At 51.7% G+C, this 20851-nt stretch carries 17 protein-coding genes, 2 pseudogenes and 1 other annotated feature; of the genes and pseudogenes, 9 read left to right on the top strand and 10 right to left on the bottom strand.

Translation table 11 applies throughout. The features are described from left to right. Nucleotides 1-11: 11 nt before the first annotated feature. Nucleotides 12-1384, bottom strand: a pseudogene (uidB, locus tag HV213_RS32395) (glucuronide transporter). Continuing rightward, nucleotides 1381-3192 (bottom strand): beta-glucuronidase, encoded by a 1812-nt coding sequence (uidA, locus tag HV213_RS32390; RefSeq protein ID WP_058656693.1) that lies wholly within the window; start codon nt 3190-3192, stop codon nt 1381-1383. The pseudogene uidB and the gene uidA overlap by 4 nt, the downstream one beginning before the upstream one ends. Nucleotides 3193-3568: 376 nt before the next feature. On the opposite strand from uidA, the gene HV213_RS32385 reads away from it, so the two are divergent. Beyond that, the gene (locus HV213_RS32385; protein WP_058656692.1) at nt 3569-4177 is read left to right on the top strand and encodes a TetR/AcrR family transcriptional regulator; all 609 of its coding nucleotides are present in this window, start codon (nt 3569-3571) and stop codon (nt 4175-4177) included. Between the two features lie 246 nt (nt 4178-4423). Here HV213_RS32385 and HV213_RS32380 read toward each other — a convergent pair. The 3 genes and pseudogenes from HV213_RS32380 to cadR form a co-directional block, all read right to left on the bottom strand. Then, nucleotides 4424-5350 (bottom strand): annotated as a pseudogene (locus HV213_RS32380) (IS3 family transposase); the annotation flags it as partial. Continuing rightward, nucleotides 5240-5356, bottom strand: a sequence feature (AL1L pseudoknot). (Overlaps the previous pseudogene by 111 nt.) 272 nt (nt 5357-5628) lie before the next feature. After that, entirely contained in the window at nt 5629-6633 is a 1005-nt protein-coding gene (locus tag HV213_RS32375) for an IS110-like element IS4321 family transposase (RefSeq protein ID WP_000427623.1), read from the bottom strand. A gap of 90 nt (nt 6634-6723) precedes the next feature. Then, nucleotides 6724-7164: a Cd(II)/Pb(II)-responsive transcriptional regulator gene (gene cadR, locus HV213_RS32370; protein WP_050136657.1), complete on the bottom strand. Its 441-nt coding sequence runs from the start codon at nt 7162-7164 to the stop codon at nt 6724-6726. A gap of 85 nt (nt 7165-7249) precedes the next feature. On the opposite strand from cadR, the gene HV213_RS32365 reads away from it, so the two are divergent. From HV213_RS32365 to HV213_RS32340, 6 genes are all read left to right on the top strand, one after another. Beyond that, complete coding sequence (locus tag HV213_RS32365; RefSeq protein ID WP_011638891.1) at nt 7250-9655, top strand: heavy metal translocating P-type ATPase; 2406 nt, start codon at nt 7250-7252, stop codon at nt 9653-9655. After that, the gene (gene lspA / locus HV213_RS32360) at nt 9652-10731 is read left to right on the top strand and encodes a signal peptidase II (RefSeq protein ID WP_050136658.1); all 1080 of its coding nucleotides are present in this window, start codon (nt 9652-9654) and stop codon (nt 10729-10731) included. The genes HV213_RS32365 and lspA overlap by 4 nt, the downstream gene beginning before the upstream one ends. 129 nt (nt 10732-10860) lie before the next feature. Then, a complete protein-coding gene (locus tag HV213_RS32355; RefSeq protein WP_082238049.1) occupies nt 10861-11418 on the top strand; it encodes a recombinase family protein in 558 nt (185 codons plus the stop codon). A gap of 2 nt (nt 11419-11420) precedes the next feature. Next, nucleotides 11421-14390: a Tn3 family transposase gene (locus HV213_RS32350; protein WP_004213592.1), complete on the top strand. Its 2970-nt coding sequence runs from the start codon at nt 11421-11423 to the stop codon at nt 14388-14390. Between the two features lie 78 nt (nt 14391-14468). Then, a complete protein-coding gene (locus HV213_RS32345; protein ID WP_000427623.1) occupies nt 14469-15473 on the top strand; it encodes an IS110-like element IS4321 family transposase in 1005 nt (334 codons plus the stop codon). A gap of 322 nt (nt 15474-15795) precedes the next feature. Beyond that, nucleotides 15796-15933 carry a hypothetical protein gene (locus tag HV213_RS32340; protein ID WP_164845859.1) on the top strand — a complete coding sequence of 46 codons (138 nt, stop codon included), beginning with the start codon at nt 15796-15798 and terminating at the stop codon, nt 15931-15933. 287 nt (nt 15934-16220) lie between these two features. Here the strand turns inward: HV213_RS32340 and HV213_RS32335 are convergent, their stop codons facing one another. Together HV213_RS32335 and HV213_RS32330 are read right to left on the bottom strand one after the other, a co-directional pair. Continuing rightward, the gene (locus HV213_RS32335; protein ID WP_050074634.1) at nt 16221-16775 is read right to left on the bottom strand and encodes a hypothetical protein; all 555 of its coding nucleotides are present in this window, start codon (nt 16773-16775) and stop codon (nt 16221-16223) included. 2 nt (nt 16776-16777) lie between these two features. Further along, nucleotides 16778-17359, bottom strand: coding sequence for a ComF family protein (locus HV213_RS32330; protein WP_050074633.1), 582 nt, complete (start codon nt 17357-17359; stop codon nt 16778-16780). Nucleotides 17360-17881: 522 nt separating this feature from the next. On the opposite strand from HV213_RS32330, the gene HV213_RS32325 reads away from it, so the two are divergent. Together HV213_RS32325 and HV213_RS32320 are read left to right on the top strand one after the other, a co-directional pair. Next, on the top strand, nt 17882-18445 hold the full coding sequence (locus HV213_RS32325; RefSeq protein WP_181486543.1) for a ParA family protein: 564 nt from the start codon (nt 17882-17884) through the stop codon (nt 18443-18445). A gap of 39 nt (nt 18446-18484) precedes the next feature. Beyond that, the gene (locus HV213_RS32320; RefSeq protein ID WP_008815937.1) at nt 18485-18712 is read left to right on the top strand and encodes a plasmid partition protein ParG; all 228 of its coding nucleotides are present in this window, start codon (nt 18485-18487) and stop codon (nt 18710-18712) included. 130 nt (nt 18713-18842) lie between these two features. On the opposite strand, the gene HV213_RS32315 is transcribed toward HV213_RS32320, so the two are convergent. The 3 genes from HV213_RS32315 to repA form a co-directional block, all read right to left on the bottom strand. Further along, on the bottom strand, nt 18843-19127 hold the full coding sequence (locus tag HV213_RS32315; protein ID WP_142972764.1) for a type II toxin-antitoxin system RelE/ParE family toxin: 285 nt from the start codon (nt 19125-19127) through the stop codon (nt 18843-18845). After that, nucleotides 19120-19362 carry a type II toxin-antitoxin system ParD family antitoxin gene (locus tag HV213_RS32310; protein WP_050074632.1) on the bottom strand — a complete coding sequence of 81 codons (243 nt, stop codon included), beginning with the start codon at nt 19360-19362 and terminating at the stop codon, nt 19120-19122. The genes HV213_RS32315 and HV213_RS32310 overlap by 8 nt, the downstream gene beginning before the upstream one ends. A gap of 571 nt (nt 19363-19933) precedes the next feature. Next, on the bottom strand, nt 19934-20851 hold the full coding sequence (gene repA / locus HV213_RS32305; RefSeq protein ID WP_149465089.1) for a plasmid replication initiator RepA: 918 nt from the start codon (nt 20849-20851) through the stop codon (nt 19934-19936).

Below are 20851 nucleotides of genomic sequence, written 5' to 3'. Positions count from 1 at the left end.
CTATAGGGGTCTTACTTTTTAAAGTCGTCGATCAGTTTTTGTTGCGTTTTTTACGCGTGTCAATCTCTAAAATAATTTCTTTGAATTTCTGATCTGTTAGCGGATAAAACCACATAATAATAAATGCTAATAATAAGAAGCCACAAGGTACCAGCGCAATCGACATCCGGATACCCATAATGACTTCTGGCGTTTGTGCCTGATTAGCAATATATCCGCTGAGTCCCAGAATAAATGCCGGGATTGAACCACCGATGGCTTGACCACACTTGCGAGTAAAGGAAAACAGTGAGTAGGTTAACCCCTCAATCCGCACACCTGTCAGATACTCGCCATACTCAACAGTATCCGCCTCGAGTGCCCACATCACCGTCATTGATATTCCCTGACCAACAGAAGCGATTGCCAGCGCGGTGAGCGCAACAGGAACTGAATGAGCCGACATATAAAAAAACAATAAATAACCGCTAGTTCCAAGTAACGAGCCAATCAGAAAGGTGTTCTTTTTCCCAACTCGAGTGACCAATCGCGGAACCATAGGAGCCGAGGCAACAGTTCCTATCAACATCTGAACCAATACCATCACCGAGAAAAGTCCAGCATCATTTAAAACATAACGAACATAAAATAATGAAGATGCACTGACCGCAAAGGTAGATATAAGTACACACAGTGCCCCAGCACACAGCATAATCAAGGGTCGATTTTGCTTTACCGTCTGTAAACTTATCTTCATCGAAGGCTGCGCCACGATACGCACGACATTTTCTTTGGTCGATTTAAAACAGACGAAATATAGCACAGTACCTGCAACTGCCAGGATAATAGTCCAGAAGAGATAAACATCCTGCATTTCAGTCGGACTGGCACTGCTAATCCGTGGCCCGATGAGAAACGCCAGACAAACAAAGGTGAGTGAGGCCGCGATACTGCGCGCAGCGCCAAGCCGGGCACGTGATTGCGGCTGTTGGGTCATGGCCGTCGCAAGTGAGCCATAAGGGATATTCACAAGGCTATAGCAAATTCCCAGTCCCATATAAGTAATATACGCGTAAATAACTTTGCTGCTGTGGCTCCACTCTGCGGGGACACAAAAAACCAGAACGCTGAAAATCATTAAAGGTGCTGAGCCGAAAAGCAGGAAAGGACGGAATTTTCCCCAACGCGTATTAACACTGTCCACAATACGCCCCACCGTGACATCAGCAAAGGCGTCAAAAACACGCACCAACAATAGCATCGTTCCCGCAGCTGCGGCACCGACGCCTGCGACGTCGGTGTAGTAGCTCAGAAGAAATAGTGCCCCCATAGCGAAGGCAAAATTATTAGCGACATCACCCAGACTATAGCCGATGATGGCGCGCCAGGAGAGCTGCTGGCTCATAATGACTCTCCCTGCTGAGGTTTCTCGCCAAATGTCATGGTAGTCCAGCGTTTTTTCAGCAGGAAAGCAGCGGATTTCGGTTTTCTATCGCGGGTAAAAATCCCTTTGCGGTTGCCACCAACGCGCATAATTCCTTGAGAAGTAGAAAAATCAGCAAAATTCCAGACCTGTTCGCCCACCACGGCACTAACCCGATCGAAAACACGGTGGTACATATCGAGCCACGCACACTGAAACTCTTCGCTCCACATATCGGTGTACATCGAATGCAGTCCGGCCATGGTATCAACACCATATTCGGTAATAATGATGGGACGATGAAGTTTGTCCTGCCATGCCAGCAGCTCTTTTTCCAGCACACGTTCAGCTTTCTCAAGATCGCCACTTTGTAAATACCATCCGTAGTAGCGGTTAAGGCAAACCACATCGAAAAGATCGGTGATCGTATCGCTTTCAGCATCACAGAACATCACATTGACACAGGTAATAGGTCGGGTCGGATCAAGCTCGCGTGTCGCAATCGCCAGAGGCTCAAAGTATTCCCTGGCCCCTTCAGGACGTGTATCCGGTTCATTGGCAATACTCCACATGACAACGCTTGGGTGGTTTTTATCGCGTGCGATGAGTTCCCGAATAGCCTGAAGGTGCGCCTGTTGGGTCCGATCATTAATTGCGCCATCGCCGTACAATGACGTCGGTTTTTCGCACGCATCAAAGCCAATGCCCAGAGACAGGTTAAAGCCGACTGCAGCTGTCTCATCGATTATGACAATGCCCTGTTCATCCGCCCAGTCGAGCATCTCCTCAGCATAGGGATAATGTGATGTTCGATATGAGTTCGCACCAATCCATTCCATTAGCGCATGGTCGTGGACCATCAGGACGTTATCAAATCCTTTCCCTCGTAAGTCGGCATCTTCATGACGCCCAAACCCAGTGAAATAAAAAGGTTTGTTGTTAATCAGAAACTGTTCTCCCTTCACTTCAACTGAACGGATACCCACGCGCAGCGGGTATTCATCACGCACTGCCGAGTCAAACAAAACCACTTTAAAATTATATAGATAGCCTTCACCAGGCTGCCACAGGCATGGGGAAGTCAATCGTAACTGGCCCTCAGCCCCTTGCCCTGAAGCGACAAGTTGCTGTTCCGCATCACGTAATTCAACAGCAATATTTCCCTTGCCCGTAACTTGCCAACAAATGGTGGCCTCTTCACCATTCTCACTGACATGGGTCACCACAGTGATATCTTCAACGAAAGAGCGTGGAGTGGTATAGAGCATGACACTGCGATGAATGCCGGCATAGTTAAAGAAATCATGGAAATAGGATTGTTGCTTCTTACCATTATCATCACATGTCACTATTCCCGGAGGAATCGTCTGCCAGTTGAGTTCGTTATTCACACAGACTGTGACCTGGACATTTTCACCCGGTGAAACAAGATGGCTAATATCAGCCTCAAAAGGTGTATACCCACCCTGATGTTCCATTAAAAAGTTATCGTTAACCCAGACCTTTCCATAATGCGTGACCGCGTCAAACCGTAGAACAATACGTTGGTTACCCCACCCATTCGGAATAAATACCTGCCGCTGATACCAGACGTTCCCAACGTAATTGCGAATATCAGCATCGGCGAACTGATCGTTAAAGCTACCAGGTACTGCAATCGCACGACTTGGAGAAAGCGGGCGCTTCCACCATTGCTGTGCCATGCCGCAATCAGCAGTATCCAGACAGAATGACCACAGACCATCTAGTTTCTTGATTTCTCGGGTTGAAGTTTCAACAGGACGTAACATCACAACTCTCCTTTTCTTTGTGGGTGATTGGTCAACCAAAAAAAAGTACAAGTTAACCAGTTCATAGACCGCATTGTTATCACGGATGAATCACTGCGGAGAATCCACACCACAAAGAACTGAAGAGAATGTCATAAAATTAAAATTTGCAATGTAGTTTATGCTACACCAATCACATATACATAAAACCACCAATTGACATAGAGTGAAAAATACCCAACCGAACGTTCATTCTAATTTCCCTGCGTGTGTTTCTCACTTCAGAAAGGCTACGCAACATAAAATATTGGTTGACCAAAAAAAGTTAATTTGCCGGTAGGCGTCAATCTAATCACCGGTTACACTGTTGTTTTTGAAGAAGAATCGAGCAACCTTAATGGGTAAAACATTATCCGGAATGTCAACGCGTACCAGGATCCTGAAGGCCGCAAGAGAGTGCTTTGCAGAAAATGGTTTTCATAACACATCAATGAAAACCATCTGCAAGGCCAGCGACATGAGTCCTGGAACCTTGTATCACCACTTCGTGTCAAAAGAGGCCTTGATTCAGGCCATAATCCTTGAAGATCAGGAAAGAGCCTTAACCCGCTTTCGTCATCCACTCGAAGGCGTTGGCCTGGTAGATTATCTGGTGGACTCTATGATTGACGTCACACATGAAGATTGCGCTCAACGCGCGTTAGTTATGGAAATAATGGCAGAGGGGATGCGAAATCCTCAGGTCGCGGACATGCTCAAAAGCAAATACCAGACCATCACAGATTTCCTCGTTGCACGTTTCAACGATGCGCAGGCCAAAGGGGAGATCGGCAATAATATCAATAACAGAAAGGCGGCCAGGTTACTGTTATCTCTGACCTATGGCATCTTGTCCGATATTGAAGCAGATGAAAATTCACGGGATGCTGATTTCGCAATGACATTTCGCGATATGATCGGCGGAATGCTGCATGTAGGAAACACCGTCAACAAACAAGGTACATGAGCGCATTTGTTCTGATCTGCAATTCTCCATTCAGAAACAAAATTTAGGAATGATGCCCCCCTCCCCTGAACCAAGGTGTGCAGGGTGATCCCAAAACACCGGTTTGTCATTCAGGGCCATTTTCAGGACCACACACTCAGTTCTGTCTGCGGTTTCCTTATGCCGTCGCCTTAGTCAGAAATGGACTTGTCTTCTAAGTATCCCTGAACCGCTCCGGTTTTCCTGGAGAGTATTTTGCCTGAGTGATCAGGCTGCCACATCCCGGTCATTCAGCGAAGCGTAATAGGCTTTTTCTGCCTCCACTGGCGGGATATATCCGGTCCGTTCCATCAATCGGTGATTATTGTACCAGTCCACCCATTTCAGCGTAGCCAGCTCAACATCCTGTCGGGTTTTCCAGCTTTGCCTGTGGATCACCTCCGCTTTGTACAACCCGTTGATACTTTCTGCCATCGCATTGTCATATGAGTCGCCCGTGCTGCCTGTTGAAGCCAGCAGCTCCGCGTCCTGCAGCCGTTGCGTGTACGCCAGTGACACATATTGCGAACCTTTGTCGCTGTGATGGATGGTACCGCTCGGGCGTCTGGCCCACAGCGCCTGCTCCAGTGCATCCAGCACGAACGACGTTTCCATCGTGGATGAGACCCGCCAGCCCACGATAACACCGGCGAACACATCAATGATGAAGGCCACATATGCGAACCCCTGCCAGGTGCTGACGTAGGTAAAATCGGCCACCCAAAGACTATCGGGCCGTTCAGCCACGAACTGCCGGTTCACCCGATCCTGCGGTGTTTCGGCTTTGTTGCTGCGGGTGGTTCTGACACTTTTGCCGCGTGTCACCCCACGTAGCTGCAGGGCTTTCATCAGGCGCTCAATGGTGCAGCGGGCAACGCCGACACCTTCACGTTTTAGCTGTCGCCAGACCTTACGCACACCGTAAACGCTGTAGTTTTCTTCGTATACGCGCTGTATCTCAGGTATCAGCACGGCATCGCGTTTATCCCGACTACTGCGTCGTTCAGGACACTTCCGGCGTTGCTGATGCCAGTAGTACGTTGACGGAGCAATATCCAGCTCATGACAGACTGGCCCGACCCCGTGTTCACCGCTCAGATTTTCCAGAAGCGGCATTATTTTTTCCAGTGGCGGTCGAGCTCCGCCTGGGCAAAATGGGGTCGCCTCAGAAAACGGAATCTATGGTCACTCCCGTTTTTGCAACACCGATTTTGACGACAAGTTGGCTTGCTTGAATCTATCCGGCGTCTGAATGGGATTTTATTCCCGCGCCTTGATGAGTTCCGCGCCTGATGAACCTCCAGAAAATATACGGCTTCAATGAGCCTTTCCGTTTTACAGGTTCCTCAACAGGCCGGTGGGCCGTTAGTATCATCAATATCAGTATTCGCAAAACCAGATCAGTAATTCTTTAAACCGGTGTATTTCTGCCGTTATGCTACATAAGTTTGCTGTCGTGCCGTTAGGGCCCAGGCTATTCTGGCCAGCTTGTTTGCCAGAGCACAAGTGACGACAAAGTTGCTTTTCCGGCACAGTAAATCCCTGACCCAATCGGCCAATTTGCCAGACTGGTGTTCCAGTTTTTGTATGAATACCCTGGCACATTGAACCAACAAAGTTCGGATCTTTTTATTACCTCGCTTACTAATTCCCAGCAATGTCGTCCTACCTCCCGTGCTGTACTGCCGAGGTACAAGCCCTGTTGCCGCCGCAAAGTCACGGCTGCTGGCGTACTGCTTCCCGTCGCCAATCTCAGTTGAAATAGTACTCGCTGTCAGTGTTCCGACGCAGGGAATGCTCAGCAAGCGCTGTCCAACCTCATCTTCGTCCAACTTTCGTTTCAACTGGGATTCCAAATCTTTAATCTGCTCAACAAGATAGTGATAATGCTGTTGTAATTTCAGCAATAACTGGCTGAGGTAAAGAGGCAAACTATTATCCTCAAGAATGGTACTCAGTCGGCTAATAACGGCAGCTCCTCGGGGAACGCTAATGCCAAATTCCAGCAGAAAAGCATGCATTTGATTGGTTGTTTTTACCTTATCCTGAACCAGGGATTCACGGACACGATGCAGAGCCCGCATTGCCTGCTGAGATTCCGTTCTGGGCTGCACAAAACGCATAGACGGACGCGATGCAGCTTCACAAATAGCTTCGGCGTCGACAAAGTCGTTTTTATTGCTTTTAACGAACGGGCGGACAAATTGTGGTGATATCAGCTTTGGGGAATGCCCCAACTCTTCCAACTTGCGTGCCATAAAGTGAGAACCGCCACAGGCTTCCATTGCGATGGTTGTAGCGGGGCATGTCGCCAAAAATTCGATCAACTTTGGCCGGGTAAATTTTTTACGGTAAACAGCCTTCCCGCGACGATCCTGACAATGAATATGGAAAGAGTTTTTACCCAGATCGATACCAATGAGCGCAATGTTTTCCATGATAGTTCTCCGAATGAAAGCCTGTCCTCAGCATAGTACCGGGAAGGAGGGAGTGACCATCTCATTAAATAAAGCACGCTAAGCCCTTACTTACCCAGATGTTTGACTGTTCGTGGCACTTTCACCATGGCAATTGCAATTGCCCAACCCTTGCAAAATGCCGCACGCCTCTACAGATCGAGAGCCAGAACACTTCTCGCGCAAATCAACCAAGTGCCGTTTTAACTGCAACAGCGCGGACACACGCATTTCCACCTGTTGAATATGGGCCTCCAGCAGCGTGTTGACCTCCCCACAGTCCTGCATCGGGTTGTCTCGCAGACCCAGCAATGCGCGAATCTCGCTCAACGTCATGTCGAGCGAACGGCAATGACGGATGAATTGCAAGCGCTCAATGTGCACCTCACCGTACAGCCGGAAGTTGCCACCGCTTCGCGCTGGCTTCGGCAGTAGCCCTTCCTTCTCGTAGTAGCGGATGGTCACGACCTCGCACCCAGAGCGCTTGGCGAGGTCGCCAATTCTGATTTCCATGCATCAATCTCCAATTATCACTTGACTCTATAGTGACTATAGAGATTTTAATGGAGGCTGAATAGAAGATTTTCAGGAGTTACTCATGAGCGAATGCGCTTCAAAGGGGTGTGGCTGCACGACTGAGCCGATCATCCAACCCACGGCACCGGCCCCGCTGGCAACCGGATCGGCTCAAGCGGTGTACCGCATCGAGAACATGGATTGCCCGACCGAAGAGGCGCTGATCCGAAGCAAACTGGCCGGTCTGGCGGGGGTGGCGGGTCTTGAATTCAACCTGATGCAACGTACCTTGGCCGTGCGACACGAATTGCCTTCGTTGTCTCCCGTCGAGCAGGCGCTGAAGGCCATCGGCATGCAAGCTGTGCGCATGGATCAGGCGTCGGCCGAGCAGACGACCAAGCTGTCCATTGCCAAGATGGATTGCCCGACCGAAGAGACGTTGATCCGCAACAAGCTCGGCACCGTGGCCGGTGTTGCTGATCTCGATTTCAACCTGATGCAGCGCACGCTGTCGGTACGCCATGCGAACCAGGTTCTGCCAGACGTGCTCGTGGCACTGCAAGCGCTTGGATTCGAGGCGCAGGTCGTGGACACGGCAGAGGTCGCATCTCCATCCGCCGCCCCTGTGACCACGCCGACCAACTGGTGGCCGCTGGGCATCTCCTTGGTCACTGCATCGGCGGCCGAGGCGGTCTACTGGCTCCACAACGGCAATCACTGGTCGGTTGTCGTTCTGGCGCTTGTCGCGGTCTTCACGGGTGGCCTCTCCACCTACAAGAAGGGGTGGATTGCGCTCAAGAACCGTAATCTCAACATGAACGCCCTCATGTCGATTGCGGTCACGGGTGCCATGTTGATCGGCCACTGGCCCGAAGCGGCAATGGTGATGGTACTGTTCGCGCTGGCCGAGGTAATCGAAGCCAAATCGCTGGATCGCGCTCGTAACGCTATCCGTGGCCTGCTCGACCTGACCCCGGAACAGGCCACGGTACAGCAGGCTGACGGCACATGGCGCGAGGTGGGCGCCAAGCAAATCACCATCGGCGCCCGCGTCCGGGTCAAACCAGGTGAGCGCATCGCCCTTGATGGTGAGGTGCTGGAAGGCCGCTCTGCCGTCAACCAAGCCCCGATCACGGGTGAAAGCCTCCCGGTCGAAAAATCCCCCGGTGATTCGGTGTTCGCTGGCACGATCAACGAATCCGGCTCGTTCGAGTACCGCGTCACCGCCTTGGCCAACAACTCCACTTTGGCCCGGATCATTCACGCGGTAGAGGCTGCGCAAGGTAGTCGTGCGCCGACTCAGCGTTTTGTCGATCAGTTCGCCCGCTGGTACACCCCCGTTGTATTCGGCGTTGCCATCGCCGTCGCGTTGTTGCCGCCGCTGTTCATGGGTGCGGCATGGCTCGACTGGATCTACCGTGCATTGGTTCTGCTGGTGGTCGCCTGCCCGTGCGCACTGGTGATCTCTACACCGGTCAGCATCGTCAGCGGCCTGGCCGCCGCCGCCCGCCACGGCATTCTCATCAAAGGTGGCGTCTATCTGGAAGAAGGCCGCAAGCTGCGCTGGCTGGCTCTGGACAAGACCGGCACGATCACGCACGGCAAGCCCGCACAGACCGACTTTGTCACATGGGGCAATGCACTCGCCTCGGACAGCCGCAGCATCGCTGCCAGTCTGGCGGCCCGCTCGGACCATCCTGTATCCAAGGCGGTGGCACAGGCCGCGCAGACGGACGGGGTTGCCTTGCTCGACGTGGCCGAATTCAACGCGCTGCCCGGTCGGGGTGTGCAGGGCCAAATCAACGGTGAAACCTACCATCTTGGCAACCAGCGGATGCTAGAAGAGCTGGGGCAGCGTACTCCCGAGCTGGAACAGCGCATCGCGGCGCTGGAAACCATGGGTAAAACTGTCGTGATGTTGGTCAGCGCAAAAGGGGTTCATGCCTTATTTGCCGTAGCGGACACCATCAAGGAAAGCAGCAGGAGCGCCATTGCCGAGCTTCATGCACTGGGCATCAACACCATGATGCTGACCGGCGACAACCCCCACACGGCACAGGCCATTGCCGCACAAGCCGGGATCGACCGTGCGCAAGGCAATCTGCTCCCAGACGACAAACTGCGCGAAGTTGAGCTACTGGCCATAAAGGGCAAGGTCGGCATGGTCGGTGATGGCATCAACGATGCCCCGGCCTTGGCGCGTGCGGACATCGGCTTTGCCATGGGAGCGGCTGGCACAGATACCGCCATCGAGACCGCTGACGTGGCCCTGATGGACGACAACCTGGGCAAGATTCCGACCTTCGTGCGCCTGTCGCGTGCGACGGCGCAGGTGCTGATGCAAAACATTGTGCTGGCCCTTGGCATCAAGGCAGTATTTCTGGTGCTGACCTTCACGGGTCAAGCGACCATGTGGATGGCGGTGTTTGCTGATATGGGGGCCAGCTTGCTCGTCGTTGGCAATGGCTTGAGGCTGTTGCGCAAATGAGCTGGAAATTCTTTCTCTACGACTGGGGTGGTCTGAACATCGCGTTGTTCCAAGCCATCAACATGAGCACACCTGCAGCGCTGGAACCGCTGGCATCGTTCTTCAACCTTGTGATAGGCAACTACTGGACTGCACCACTGATGCTCTTGGCGATGTGGGGATGGTCAAAGTCGGCACCTGACCCAACGCGGGCCGATGCCATCCGGTACAGACTCAGAGTCTTTAGCGTGGCCTTTGCGTTGGCATTTCTCGTCGCCACCATCTTGAAGCCATGGATCGACTTTCCACGCCCGCCTGCCGTTTTTGGCGACATGGTGCGCGTTATCGGGGGCATCGAACGACACTACAGCCTGCCCAGCGGGCATGCCACCTATGCCGCGCTGGTGGTCGGCGCGCTCTGGCCTTTGATAGGCCGTCGTGGCCGCATCGGCTTGGTGTTGTACGCCGCATTGGTCGGTTGGTCACGCATCGCAGCCGGAATGCACTTTCCTGCCGATGTGCTGGCGGGGTGGGTACTTGGATTGAGTTGCACGGCGCTCGCCGGGTGGCTGATGCCGCTGGCCGCCCCTGTGTGGCAATCGGCTCGCCGCACATCGACTTGGGTCTGGTTCGCAGTGGCCGCCAGTGCTGTCATGACAGATCAGCTCGCAAAGTTCGCCATCACCCGCACGTTTGCCTACGGTGAACAGGTCGAAGTCACGCCCTTCTTCAACTTCGTCCATGTCCTGAATCCCGGCGCGGCATTCAGCTTTCTGGCGAACGCTGGCGGCTGGCAACGTTACTTTTTCATCACGCTGGGCCTGGTCGTTTCTGCTTGGCTGGGACGCATGCTGTGCCAGCAATTGCCCCGTCTCGAAGCGATGGGATACAGCCTGATCCTCGGCGGTGCGCTGGGCAATGTCGCGGATCGTGTGCTGCGTGGACAGGTTGTTGATTTCCTTGACTTCCATTGGCGACTTGCGCACTGGCCCGCCTTCAACCTCGCTGATGTGGCGATAACTATCGGAGCGCTCTGCCTGTTCTTGACGGTTGTACCGAAAAGCAGTAAAGGCACAGAGGCCGAGGTGTCCGGTTAAGCTATACCCTAACCTGATGTCAGATGCTTGGCGCAAAGCACGTCAGAATAGAGTTGTAGTTTGTATTTATTGACACAAGCCGCCAAGGGTAATGGATTTCATCCTGACACTTTTACCTTTGGAGGCACCTTGCAAGGTCAACGCATTGGCTATATCCGCGTCAGCAGCTTCGACCAGAACCCTGATCGGCAACTGGAGCAAATCGAAGTCGGTAAGGTATTCACCGATAAGGCTTCCGGCAAGGACACGCAACGTCCCGAACTTGAAAGGCTGCTGGCCTTTGTGCGCGAGGGCGACACCGTGGTGGTGCACAGCATGGACAGGTTGGCACGCAATCTCGATGACCTGCGCCGCATCGTTCAGGAGCTGACACAACGGGGCGTGCGGATGGAGTTTGTCAAAGAAGGGCTGGCGTTCACCGGCGATGACTCACCGATGGCCAATTTGATGCTGTCGGTCATGGGGGCTTTTGCGGAGTTCGAGCGCGCACTGATCCGCGAACGCCAGCGCGAGGGAATCGTGCTGGCCAAGCAGCGCGGTGCCTACCGGGGACGAAAGAAATCGCTGAACAGCGAACAAATTGCCAAGTTGAAACAGCGAGTCGCGGCAGGCGATCAAAAAACCTTGGTGGCCCGTGACTTCGGCATCAGTCGCGAAACCTTGTACCAGTACCTGCGGGAAGACTGATCATGCCGCGCCGCTCAATCCTGTCCGCCACCGAGCGCGAAAGCCTGCTGGCACTACCAGATGCCAAAGACGAACTGATACGGCACTACACGTTCAACGAAACCGACCTATCGGTGATCCGCCAGCGTCGCGGCGCTGCGAATCGATTGGGCTTCGCCGTGCAGCTTTGCTACTTGCGATTCCCTGGCATCTTCTTGGGCATCGATGAGCCTCCGTTTCCGCCCCTGTTGCGCATGGTGGCCGCACAACTCAAGGTGCCGGTGGAAAGTTGGAACGATTACGGCCAGCGCGAGCAGACGCGGCGGGAGCACTTGGTCGAGCTGCAAACGGTGTTCGGGTTCAAGCCCTTCACCATGAGTCACTACCGGCAAGCCGTGCATACATTGACCGAGCTGGCCTTGCAGACCGATAAAGGGATTGTGCTGGCCAGCACCCTTGTCGAAAACCTGCGGCGGCAGAGCATCATCCTGCCCGCCATGAATGCCATCGAGCGCGCGAGCGCCGAGGCCATCACCCGTGCCAACCGGCGTATTTACGCGGCGTTGACCGATTCTTTGTTATCGCTCCACCGTCAGCGCCTGGACGAACTTCTCAAGCGCAAGGACGGCAGCAAATTGACGTGGCTGGCATGGCTGCGCCAGTCGCCCGTCAAGCCGAACTCTCGGCATATGCTTGAACACATCGAGCGCCTCAAGGCTTGGCAGGCGCTTGACCTTCCCGCAGGCATCGAGCGACAAGTTCACCAGAACCGCCTGCTCAAGATCGCCCGTGAGGGTGGGCAGATGACGCCTGCCGATCTGGCAAAGTTCGAGATGCAACGACGCTATGCCACTCTGGTTTCGCTGGCCATTGAAGGCATGGCCACCGTCACCGACGAAATCATCGACCTGCACGACCGCATCATTGGCAAACTATTCAACGCCGCCAAGAACAAGCATCAGCAGCAGTTTCAGGCTTCCGGCAAGGCGATCAATGACAAGGTGCGGATGTATGGCCGCATCGGCCAAGCCTTGCTGGAAGCCAAACAGAGCGGCGGCGATCCGTTCGCCGCCATCGAGGCCGTAATGCCGTGGGATACCTTCGCCGCCAGCGTCACGGAGGCGCAAAAGCTCGCGCAGCCGGAGAGCTTCGACTTTCTGCATCGCATCGGTGAAAGCTACGCCACGTTGCGCCGCTACGCGCCGCAGTTCCTGGACGTACTTAAGTTACGGGCGGCACCAGCCGCCAAGGGCGTACTCGATGCCATCGAGGTGCTTCGCGGCATGAACAGCGACAACGCCCGCAAGGTGCCCGCCGACGCGCCGACCGCATTCATCAAGCCACGCTGGGCGAAACTGGTGCTCACGGACGATGGCATTGACCGGCGCTACTACGAGCTGTGCGCCCTGTCAGAGCTAAAGAACGCGCTGCGATCAGGCGATGTCTGGGTGCAGGGTTCGCGCCAGTTCAAGGACTTTGATGAGTACCTGGTGCCGGCCGAGAAGTTCGCTACTCTGAAGCTGGCCAACGAATTGTCGCTGGCAGTGGCCACCGATTGCGATCAGTATTTGCACGACCGACTGGCATTGCTGGAACAGCAGCTTGCCACCGTCAACCGCATGGCGGCGGCCAATGATCTGCCGGATGCCATCATTACCGAGTCCGGCCTGAAGATCACGCCGCTGGACGCGGCGGTGCCGGAGACCGCACAAGCCCTAATCGACCAGTCGGCGATGCTGCTGCCACACGTCAAGATTACCGAACTGCTGATGGAAGTTGATGAGTGGACAGGCTTCACCCGGCATTTCACGCATCTGAAGACCGGCGACACGGCCAAGGACAAAACCTTGCTGCTGACGACGATCCTGGCTGATGGCATCAATCTCGGGCTAACCAAGATGGCCGAGTCCTGCCCAGGCACGACTTACGCCAAGCTGTCGTGGCTGCAAGCCTGGCACATCCGGGATGAAACGTACTCAACGGCGCTGGCCGAACTGGTCAACGCGCAGTTCCGGCAATCCTTTGCCGGAAACTGGGGCGATGGCACCACGTCATCGTCGGATGGCCAAAATTTCAGAACCGGCAGCAAAGCGGAGAGCACCGGGCATATCAACCCGAAGTATGGAAGCAGTCCAGGCCGGACGTTTTATACCCATATCTCCGACCAGTACGCGCCCTTCAGCACCAAGGTAGTCAACGTCGGCGTGCGTGATTCAACCTATGTGCTCGATGGCCTGCTGTACCACGAGTCGGACTTGCGGATCGAGGAGCACTACACCGACACAGCGGGCTTTACCGATCATGTCTTCGGCCTGATGCACCTACTGGGCTTCCGATTCGCGCCACGTATCCGAGACCTGGGCGACACCAAGCTATTCATCCCAAAGGGCGATGCCGCCTATGACGCGCTCAAGCCGATGATTAGCAGCGACCGGCTGAACATCAAGCAGATACGCGCCCATTGGGATGAAATCTTGCGGTTCGCCACTTCGATCAAGCAGGGTACGGTGACGGCCTCGCTGATGTTGCGCAAGCTCGGCAGCTATCCGCGTCAGAACGGACTGGCCGTTGCACTGCGCGAGCTGGGGCGCATTGAGCGCACGCTGTTCATACTGGATTGGCTGCAAAGCGTGGAGCTGCGCCGCCGCGTGCAGGCCGGACTCAACAAAGGCGAGGCGCGCAACGCGCTGGCCAGGGCGGTGTTCTTCAACCGACTGGGCGAAATCCGCGACCGCAGTTTTGAGCAACAACGCTACCGGGCCAGCGGCCTCAATCTGGTAACGGCGGCCATCGTGCTTTGGAACACGGCCTATCTGGAACGGGCAACCAATGCTTTGAACGGGCACGGCAAACCGGTAGACGAGACGCTGTTTCAATACCTGTCACCGCTGGGGTGGGAACACATCAATCTGACCGGCGATTACCTCTGGCGCAGCAGCACCAAGGTCGGCGCAGGCAAGTTCAGACCGTTGCGACCACTGCCACCGGCTTAACGTGCTTTATTTAATGAGATGGTCACTCCCTCCTTCCCGGTACTATGCTGAGGACAGGCTTTCATTCGGAGAACTATCATGGAAAACATTGCGCTCATTGGTATCGATCTGGGTAAAAACTCTTTCCATATTCATTGCCAGGATCGTCGCGGGAAGGCTGTTTACCGTAAAAAATTTACCCGGCCAAAGTTGATCGAATTTTTGGCGACATGCCCCGCTACAACCATCGCAATGGAAGCCTGTGGCGGTTCTCACTTTATGGCACGCAAGTTGGAAGAGTTGGGGCATTCCCCAAAGCTGATATCACCACAATTTGTCCGCCCGTTCGTTAAAAGCAATAAAAACGACTTTGTCGACGCCGAAGCTATTTGTGAAGCTGCATCGCGTCCGTCTATGCGTTTTGTGCAGCCCAGAACGGAATCTCAGCAGGCAATGCGGGCTCTGCATCGTGTCCGTGAATCCCTGGTTCAGGATAAGGTAAAAACAACCAATCAAATGCATGCTTTTCTGCTGGAATTTGGCATTAGCGTTCCCCGAGGAGCTGCCGTTATTAGCCGACTGAGTACCATTCTTGAGGATAATAGTTTGCCTCTTTACCTCAGCCAGTTATTGCTGAAATTACAACAGCATTATCACTATCTTGTTGAGCAGATTAAAGATTTGGAATCCCAGTTGAAACGAAAGTTGGACGAAGATGAGGTTGGACAGCGCTTGCTGAGCATTCCCTGCGTCGGAACACTGACAGCGAGTACTATTTCAACTGAGATTGGCGACGGGAAGCAGTACGCCAGCAGCCGTGACTTTGCGGCGGCAACAGGGCTTGTACCTCGGCAGTACAGCACGGGAGGTAGGACGACATTGCTGGGAATTAGTAAGCGAGGTAATAAAAAGATCCGAACTTTGTTGGTTCAATGTGCCAGGGTATTCATACAAAAACTGGAACACCAGTCTGGCAAATTGGCCGATTGGGTCAGGGATTTACTGTGCCGGAAAAGCAACTTTGTCGTCACTTGTGCTCTGGCAAACAAGCTGGCCAGAATAGCCTGGGCCCTAACGGCACGACAGCAAACTTATGTAGCATAACGGCAGAAATACACCGGTTTAAAGAATTACTGATCTGGTTTTGCGAATACTGATATTGATGATACTAACGGCCCACCGGCCTGTTGAGGAACCTGTAAAACGGAAAGGCTCATTGAAGCCGTATATTTTCTGGAGGTTCATCAGGCGCGGAACTCATCAAGGCGCGGGAATAAAATCCCATTCAGACGCCGGATAGATTCAAGCAAGCCAACTTGTCGTCAAAATCGGTGTTGCAAAAACGGGAGTGACCATAGATTCCGTTTTCTGAGACGACCCCAACAATGAGTACAGCCTGATTTTTACGTATAGCGATGAGGCCGATTTGAAAGAGCAGATTGACGAACTTTTTGACGAGATTTACCGCACTGCTGAGATACGTAATTGCGTGGTCGATGACATGACGCTAACAAATGATGCGACTAATCAAGGCTGGAAGGAATATGATGGAGGTTGGCAATAAGTCACTAGTAGCAGTTAGAACCAACATCCCTCGCAAGTTCCAACCCTTAAAGATACGCATATACTCATTTACACATAAAGGCGCATTTACTCATTTGAGTTTATGAGTATATCTAACTCCAATGAGTAAACACACAGATAAAGTTTAGACATGAAAATTATCGCATTCCTCAACCCTTGGTTTGACGTCCAGCGATGTAAAAACAACGCTAGCAGTCAAACCTCAGTGCCGGAGAAGGGTATAACCCAACCGCCTAGCTGCGGTTGGGTTTGAATTGAGGTTCCGGATTACAGCAAAGCCATTTGATTGTTTTTTAAACGTGCCAGCTTGCCGCCTAGACTGATTTTTTCTTCTGCCTTTTCTAAGTCTGTCGCTGTCATCATTTTTATAAGGGTATCAATGTCGTCAGGCGTTTTAACCTTCACAAAGTCCCGCATTTTGTTGACGAACACCACCGAATACTTATTTCGCAGAAGCAGTTCTACAACGTTGTTAAGCGTACCCGGACTTTTGCAGTCCCACACCATCAGACCACAATCAGCCTTTTCGGCCATCTGAAGATCTTTAGCTGTGTAAAACTCACGAGTTCCGCGCCGGAATTCTGTTTTGACGACATTCACCGGCCACGCACCTAAGTTGTTTCGTGGCTTTGTTGAACTGCTGAAAACCGTAGTGGTATCACATTGTAAATTCAGCAGCGCTTGCTGTACTGATGAGTCTACGCCGTTAGCATCGCCAACAACCACACGGTATTTTTTATTAACAATCTTCTTCAACCGTTCGATAATGAGCGGATCAAGTTCTTTGATGGTTATAGAGCCAGCAACGAAAATCGTCGTCATGGTTATCTCCAAGTAAGCGCTGCAACATAGATGTTATTAATTTTATTATAGCCGCGTAACGCCGCACAAGCAGCCTCCATTGATGCGCCAGTGTGGTAGAGGTCATCTATCACTAAGACGTTCCATCTGCCTTCATTAGAGATAACAGGACTTACGGAAAAGCTGCCGCCAATGGCATCAACTTTTTCCTGCTTGGTATTCAGATTCTTGAGTGAAACACCGCCAGGTGCTTTCAACAGAAGATCGTCAAAACAGGGGACACCGGCTAATTGTGCCAACGCCTGAGCAACTTCTGTAACAGGTTGCCGTGCCCGGACGTTAGAAGCGGCCATAGGGAGAATGAACCCGACTTTTTGAAACAGTGGGTAGGCTTTAGCATAAAGGCATTTGGCCAGCGGCTGAACCTTAGTCCAGTCAGATTTATATTTAAGCTGATAAACAGCTTCACCTACCTCGGTACGAGTAGTGTCATAAATGTTGTGACCCCACTCGTTTTGTCCTGTCACCACGCTGAACTTGCTGTGCTTGTCCAGTACAACACCACGATCCCAGTTACCCGTAATGTCTTTGATATTCACTTCCATCGGCGTTTCCCTCATTCGCTACAAGATATGAATAAAGATACGCTCGTTAAAAATTAAAGCACACTGGGACGTGAATTTGTCTATATGGGCTTCAAACCCCTTCTAACACTCATATACTCATTTACACACAAACCGTATTTACTCATTTGTGTTTTTGTGTATAATTAAACTCAAATGAGTAAACACACAAATGAGGTTTAGACATGAAAATTATCGCGTTCCTCAACCCTAAAGGGGTCAGTTTGGAGATCGGAAATTTTTGTACGTTAAGCACATTATTCAACCAATTCGGATGCGTAAGTGATTGATTTATCGTCAGTGGCTATCGCTTTTAGGTTGTCGCTCTTGCTGTATCGCATTTAGGTTATCCGATTAAGACAAAATCCCCTGAAAACGCTGTATAGCGCGGGAGTACACCCTATTGCTATAGGTAAGTCTGTTCAAAAAACAGGCTTACCGTACAATAATTCTCTATATCCAAACTGACCCCCTAAAGGTGGCTCCGGTAAAACGACGGCAACAATCAACGTCAGTAGCTGCCTTGCCAGTTCGGGTAAGAAAATTGCAGTTGTAGATACAGACCCACAAATGAGCCTGACTAACTGGAACAAAGCAGAGAAAGCAGCATTCGATGTTTACACCGCAGCATCAGAGAAAGACGTTTACCAGGTAAGAAAAGATCTGGCTGAATATGACTTTGTGATTATTGATGGAGCCGGTTCTCTGTCAGTTATTACTTCCGCTGCGGTGATGGTCAGCGACCTGATTATCATCCCGGTAACACCCAGCCCTCTGGATTTTTCCGCTGCCGGTTCTGTAGTCACTGTGCTGGAAGCCCAGGCTTATAATCGTCCGGTTGAAGCTCGATTCCTCATCACACGGAAAATCGAACAAGCCACCATGCTTAACGTTCTGAAAGATAGCATTGCTCAGACGGGTATTAAGCCGTTTAAAACTGCCATCACACAACGCCAAAGTTACGTTAAATCCGTCATGGAGGGTGAGAGTGTTTTCGATACCAACGATGGAGCAGCAAAGGGCGAGATAGCCATTCTGACGCGAGAAATACTTGATTCATTTGAGTAAAAACTCATATACTCATTTCAGCATATTAAGAGGTTATGTATGGCACTAACTAAGCAACATACATCAAAAACAATGAGTTTCGGTGAGCATCGGGATCTTGAAAAAGTCGTCAATAGCACACCCACGGGAAAGCAAAAGAGAGTCAACGTTAACTTTGATGAAGAAATACATATCCGCTTCAAAGCTGCGTGTGCAAAACAAGGTACATCTATTACTGATGTGATAAAGGATTTGGTCGATAATTGGCTGAAAGAAAATGACAGCTAAAAACACAAATGAGTAAAAACACATTAACTCAAAAACACACCTATCCTTACCGAGAACACTGATCTGGTGCATAAATTTTTTATGTGCCAGATCGGTGTTGGCCAAGCAAAGCGCGGCAGCGTGTTTAGACTTACAGTAAATGGCGTTTATGGTTCATCTGGTGGTGCAAAATACGCGCAATCAGAATATCCGTATCACGAACCGTATAAAAAATGGCATGTCGCTGAAATTCAATGCGCATTACACCAGGAACGGCATGGTAGTCACGTCCCATATCTGGCATTCCGGCCAGTGTCTCGAAATATGCCTCAAGTGCGTCGGTATAATGGTCTGCCTGAGCTTCACCAAATTTCAAGAGCGTATAATCATAAATCCCGGCGAAGTCTTCTGCCGCCCGTTCGGTGAGTTTATACACGATGTCTCAGTTTTCTTTCTGCTGCAATATCCCGCAGTGATAGCGAGCTTTCACCGCTTTCCAGCCCGGTAATAACAGCCTGGCGAATAACTTCATCGTTTGTTTCCTGTTGCTCCAGCAATCGCAGCGCAGAGCGCATAACTTCACTTGCAGAGCCGTAACGGCCACTGTCTATTAATCGACTGATAAACGAATCGAGTTGTTCGCCAATCGTAACGCTTGTTGTTCTGGCCATAACGCCCCCTGTGTTAACTATCAACACAATGATAGGAATACTTGCTCCTGGTGTCAACGAATACACCCAAACGGATTTCGCCCCCTTCCTGCCAGACTGTTTTTTTAGCTTACTTTTAGCGATGAAGTAGGTAAGGGCGAAAAGCGCCTTTTCGCTGCATTGCGTCTCGTTGACTCCATGCCTCCGGCTAAGGCCGGAGGTGCTACTTAAAGTCTTTTGGGAGCATAGCGACCATGTCGAACCGGCGCGGCCGTCTGGCCGCTGCAAGGGCGGTCATTATCGGTTTTCCCCGTTATCCACAGATCTTATCCAGCGAATAAGTAGATCTTTAATGAAGTTAAGTAGGTCGAAGACCTGATTATTTTGCAGCTAACTATTGGTTGATTGCAGATAATCCTATTTACCTATTTGCAGATAAGTGTGCATAAAAGATATAACGCCGGTGTTGATTGGGGTTTTGACCAAATATCGGTGAGGTTATCGTGATGATGGTGGCTAAAAAACGATCTGTTTTAGCAGATGGACAACGAACATCCTCCGCAGGGAAACGGATTAGTAAAAAGAGGGCGGGTTAGTGAGGCGGGGCTGCGCCTGGCTGCTCCATATTTACCAGTTCAAGCTGGTAAAGCTGAGTCCAGACCATTTTTTCAAACTGCTGAGGGGTTAAATGGTGTATATCACCCTTCATATCACGGAAAATACGCTCGGCCACCTGACGCTTTCGCTCATCGAACGGTAATTCGGCCAGCTTACGCCGTTGTTTGCCCTCAATAGCGCGTGTACGGCGGCTAAGTATCGTCTGATGGCGACAACGTTCATACCAGCGCTTACGGGCTTCTTTTACTGTCATAGCCTCGCCGGGTTGTAGAATGCCGTCCTCAATAGCGCGTAGGCGTTCTTCTTGCTCTGCTCGTAGCTTGTCCATATCCACACCGGTAAGACGCCAGCCTTCTTCTGTAATGATTATATGCTTAGGAAAACGGCACCCGTTCACATAATCCCACTCAGTTTCAGGCGCAAGGACTATGCCAAACCTCGCCAATTCGTCTATCAGACGCGACACCCTGGATACCGTCACGGCAGTTTCAGGGATGATCTGGCCATCTTCATTCCGTGGACTGAGTTCTTCAGCCAGCTTAGTGATGTTGATAGTGACAATACCGGTAGCAAGATCGGCTTTGTTGACGAAAAGCACAAACAACGCATCGAGCAAACGCCGGCGTACTTCACGGAAAGCTCTTTTTCTGTCCGCGACAGGTCGCAAAAAAGTGAAGATTGGATCGGCAGAAACACGACGACGAATAACCCAGGCACCAGAGGTTTTGTCCTGGCTCATAAGGTTACGTAAGGCTCGACCATGCTGTTTACTGAGGGGCTTATAATGCGCCGGACGCACGTAGAGCGGTAACGGACATTTACAGGCTGTAGAATGTTCGCCACGGTGACGTTTATCGGGGTTTTCTTGGGAAGATTTAGTCTGGTTACCCAC

This window comes from Klebsiella sp. RHBSTW-00484 (assembly GCF_013705725.1).
GTDB lineage: Bacteria > Pseudomonadota > Gammaproteobacteria > Enterobacterales > Enterobacteriaceae > Klebsiella.
The sequence above is the reverse complement of the archived record's forward strand: the minus strand, read 5'-3'. Positions and strand labels throughout refer to the sequence as shown.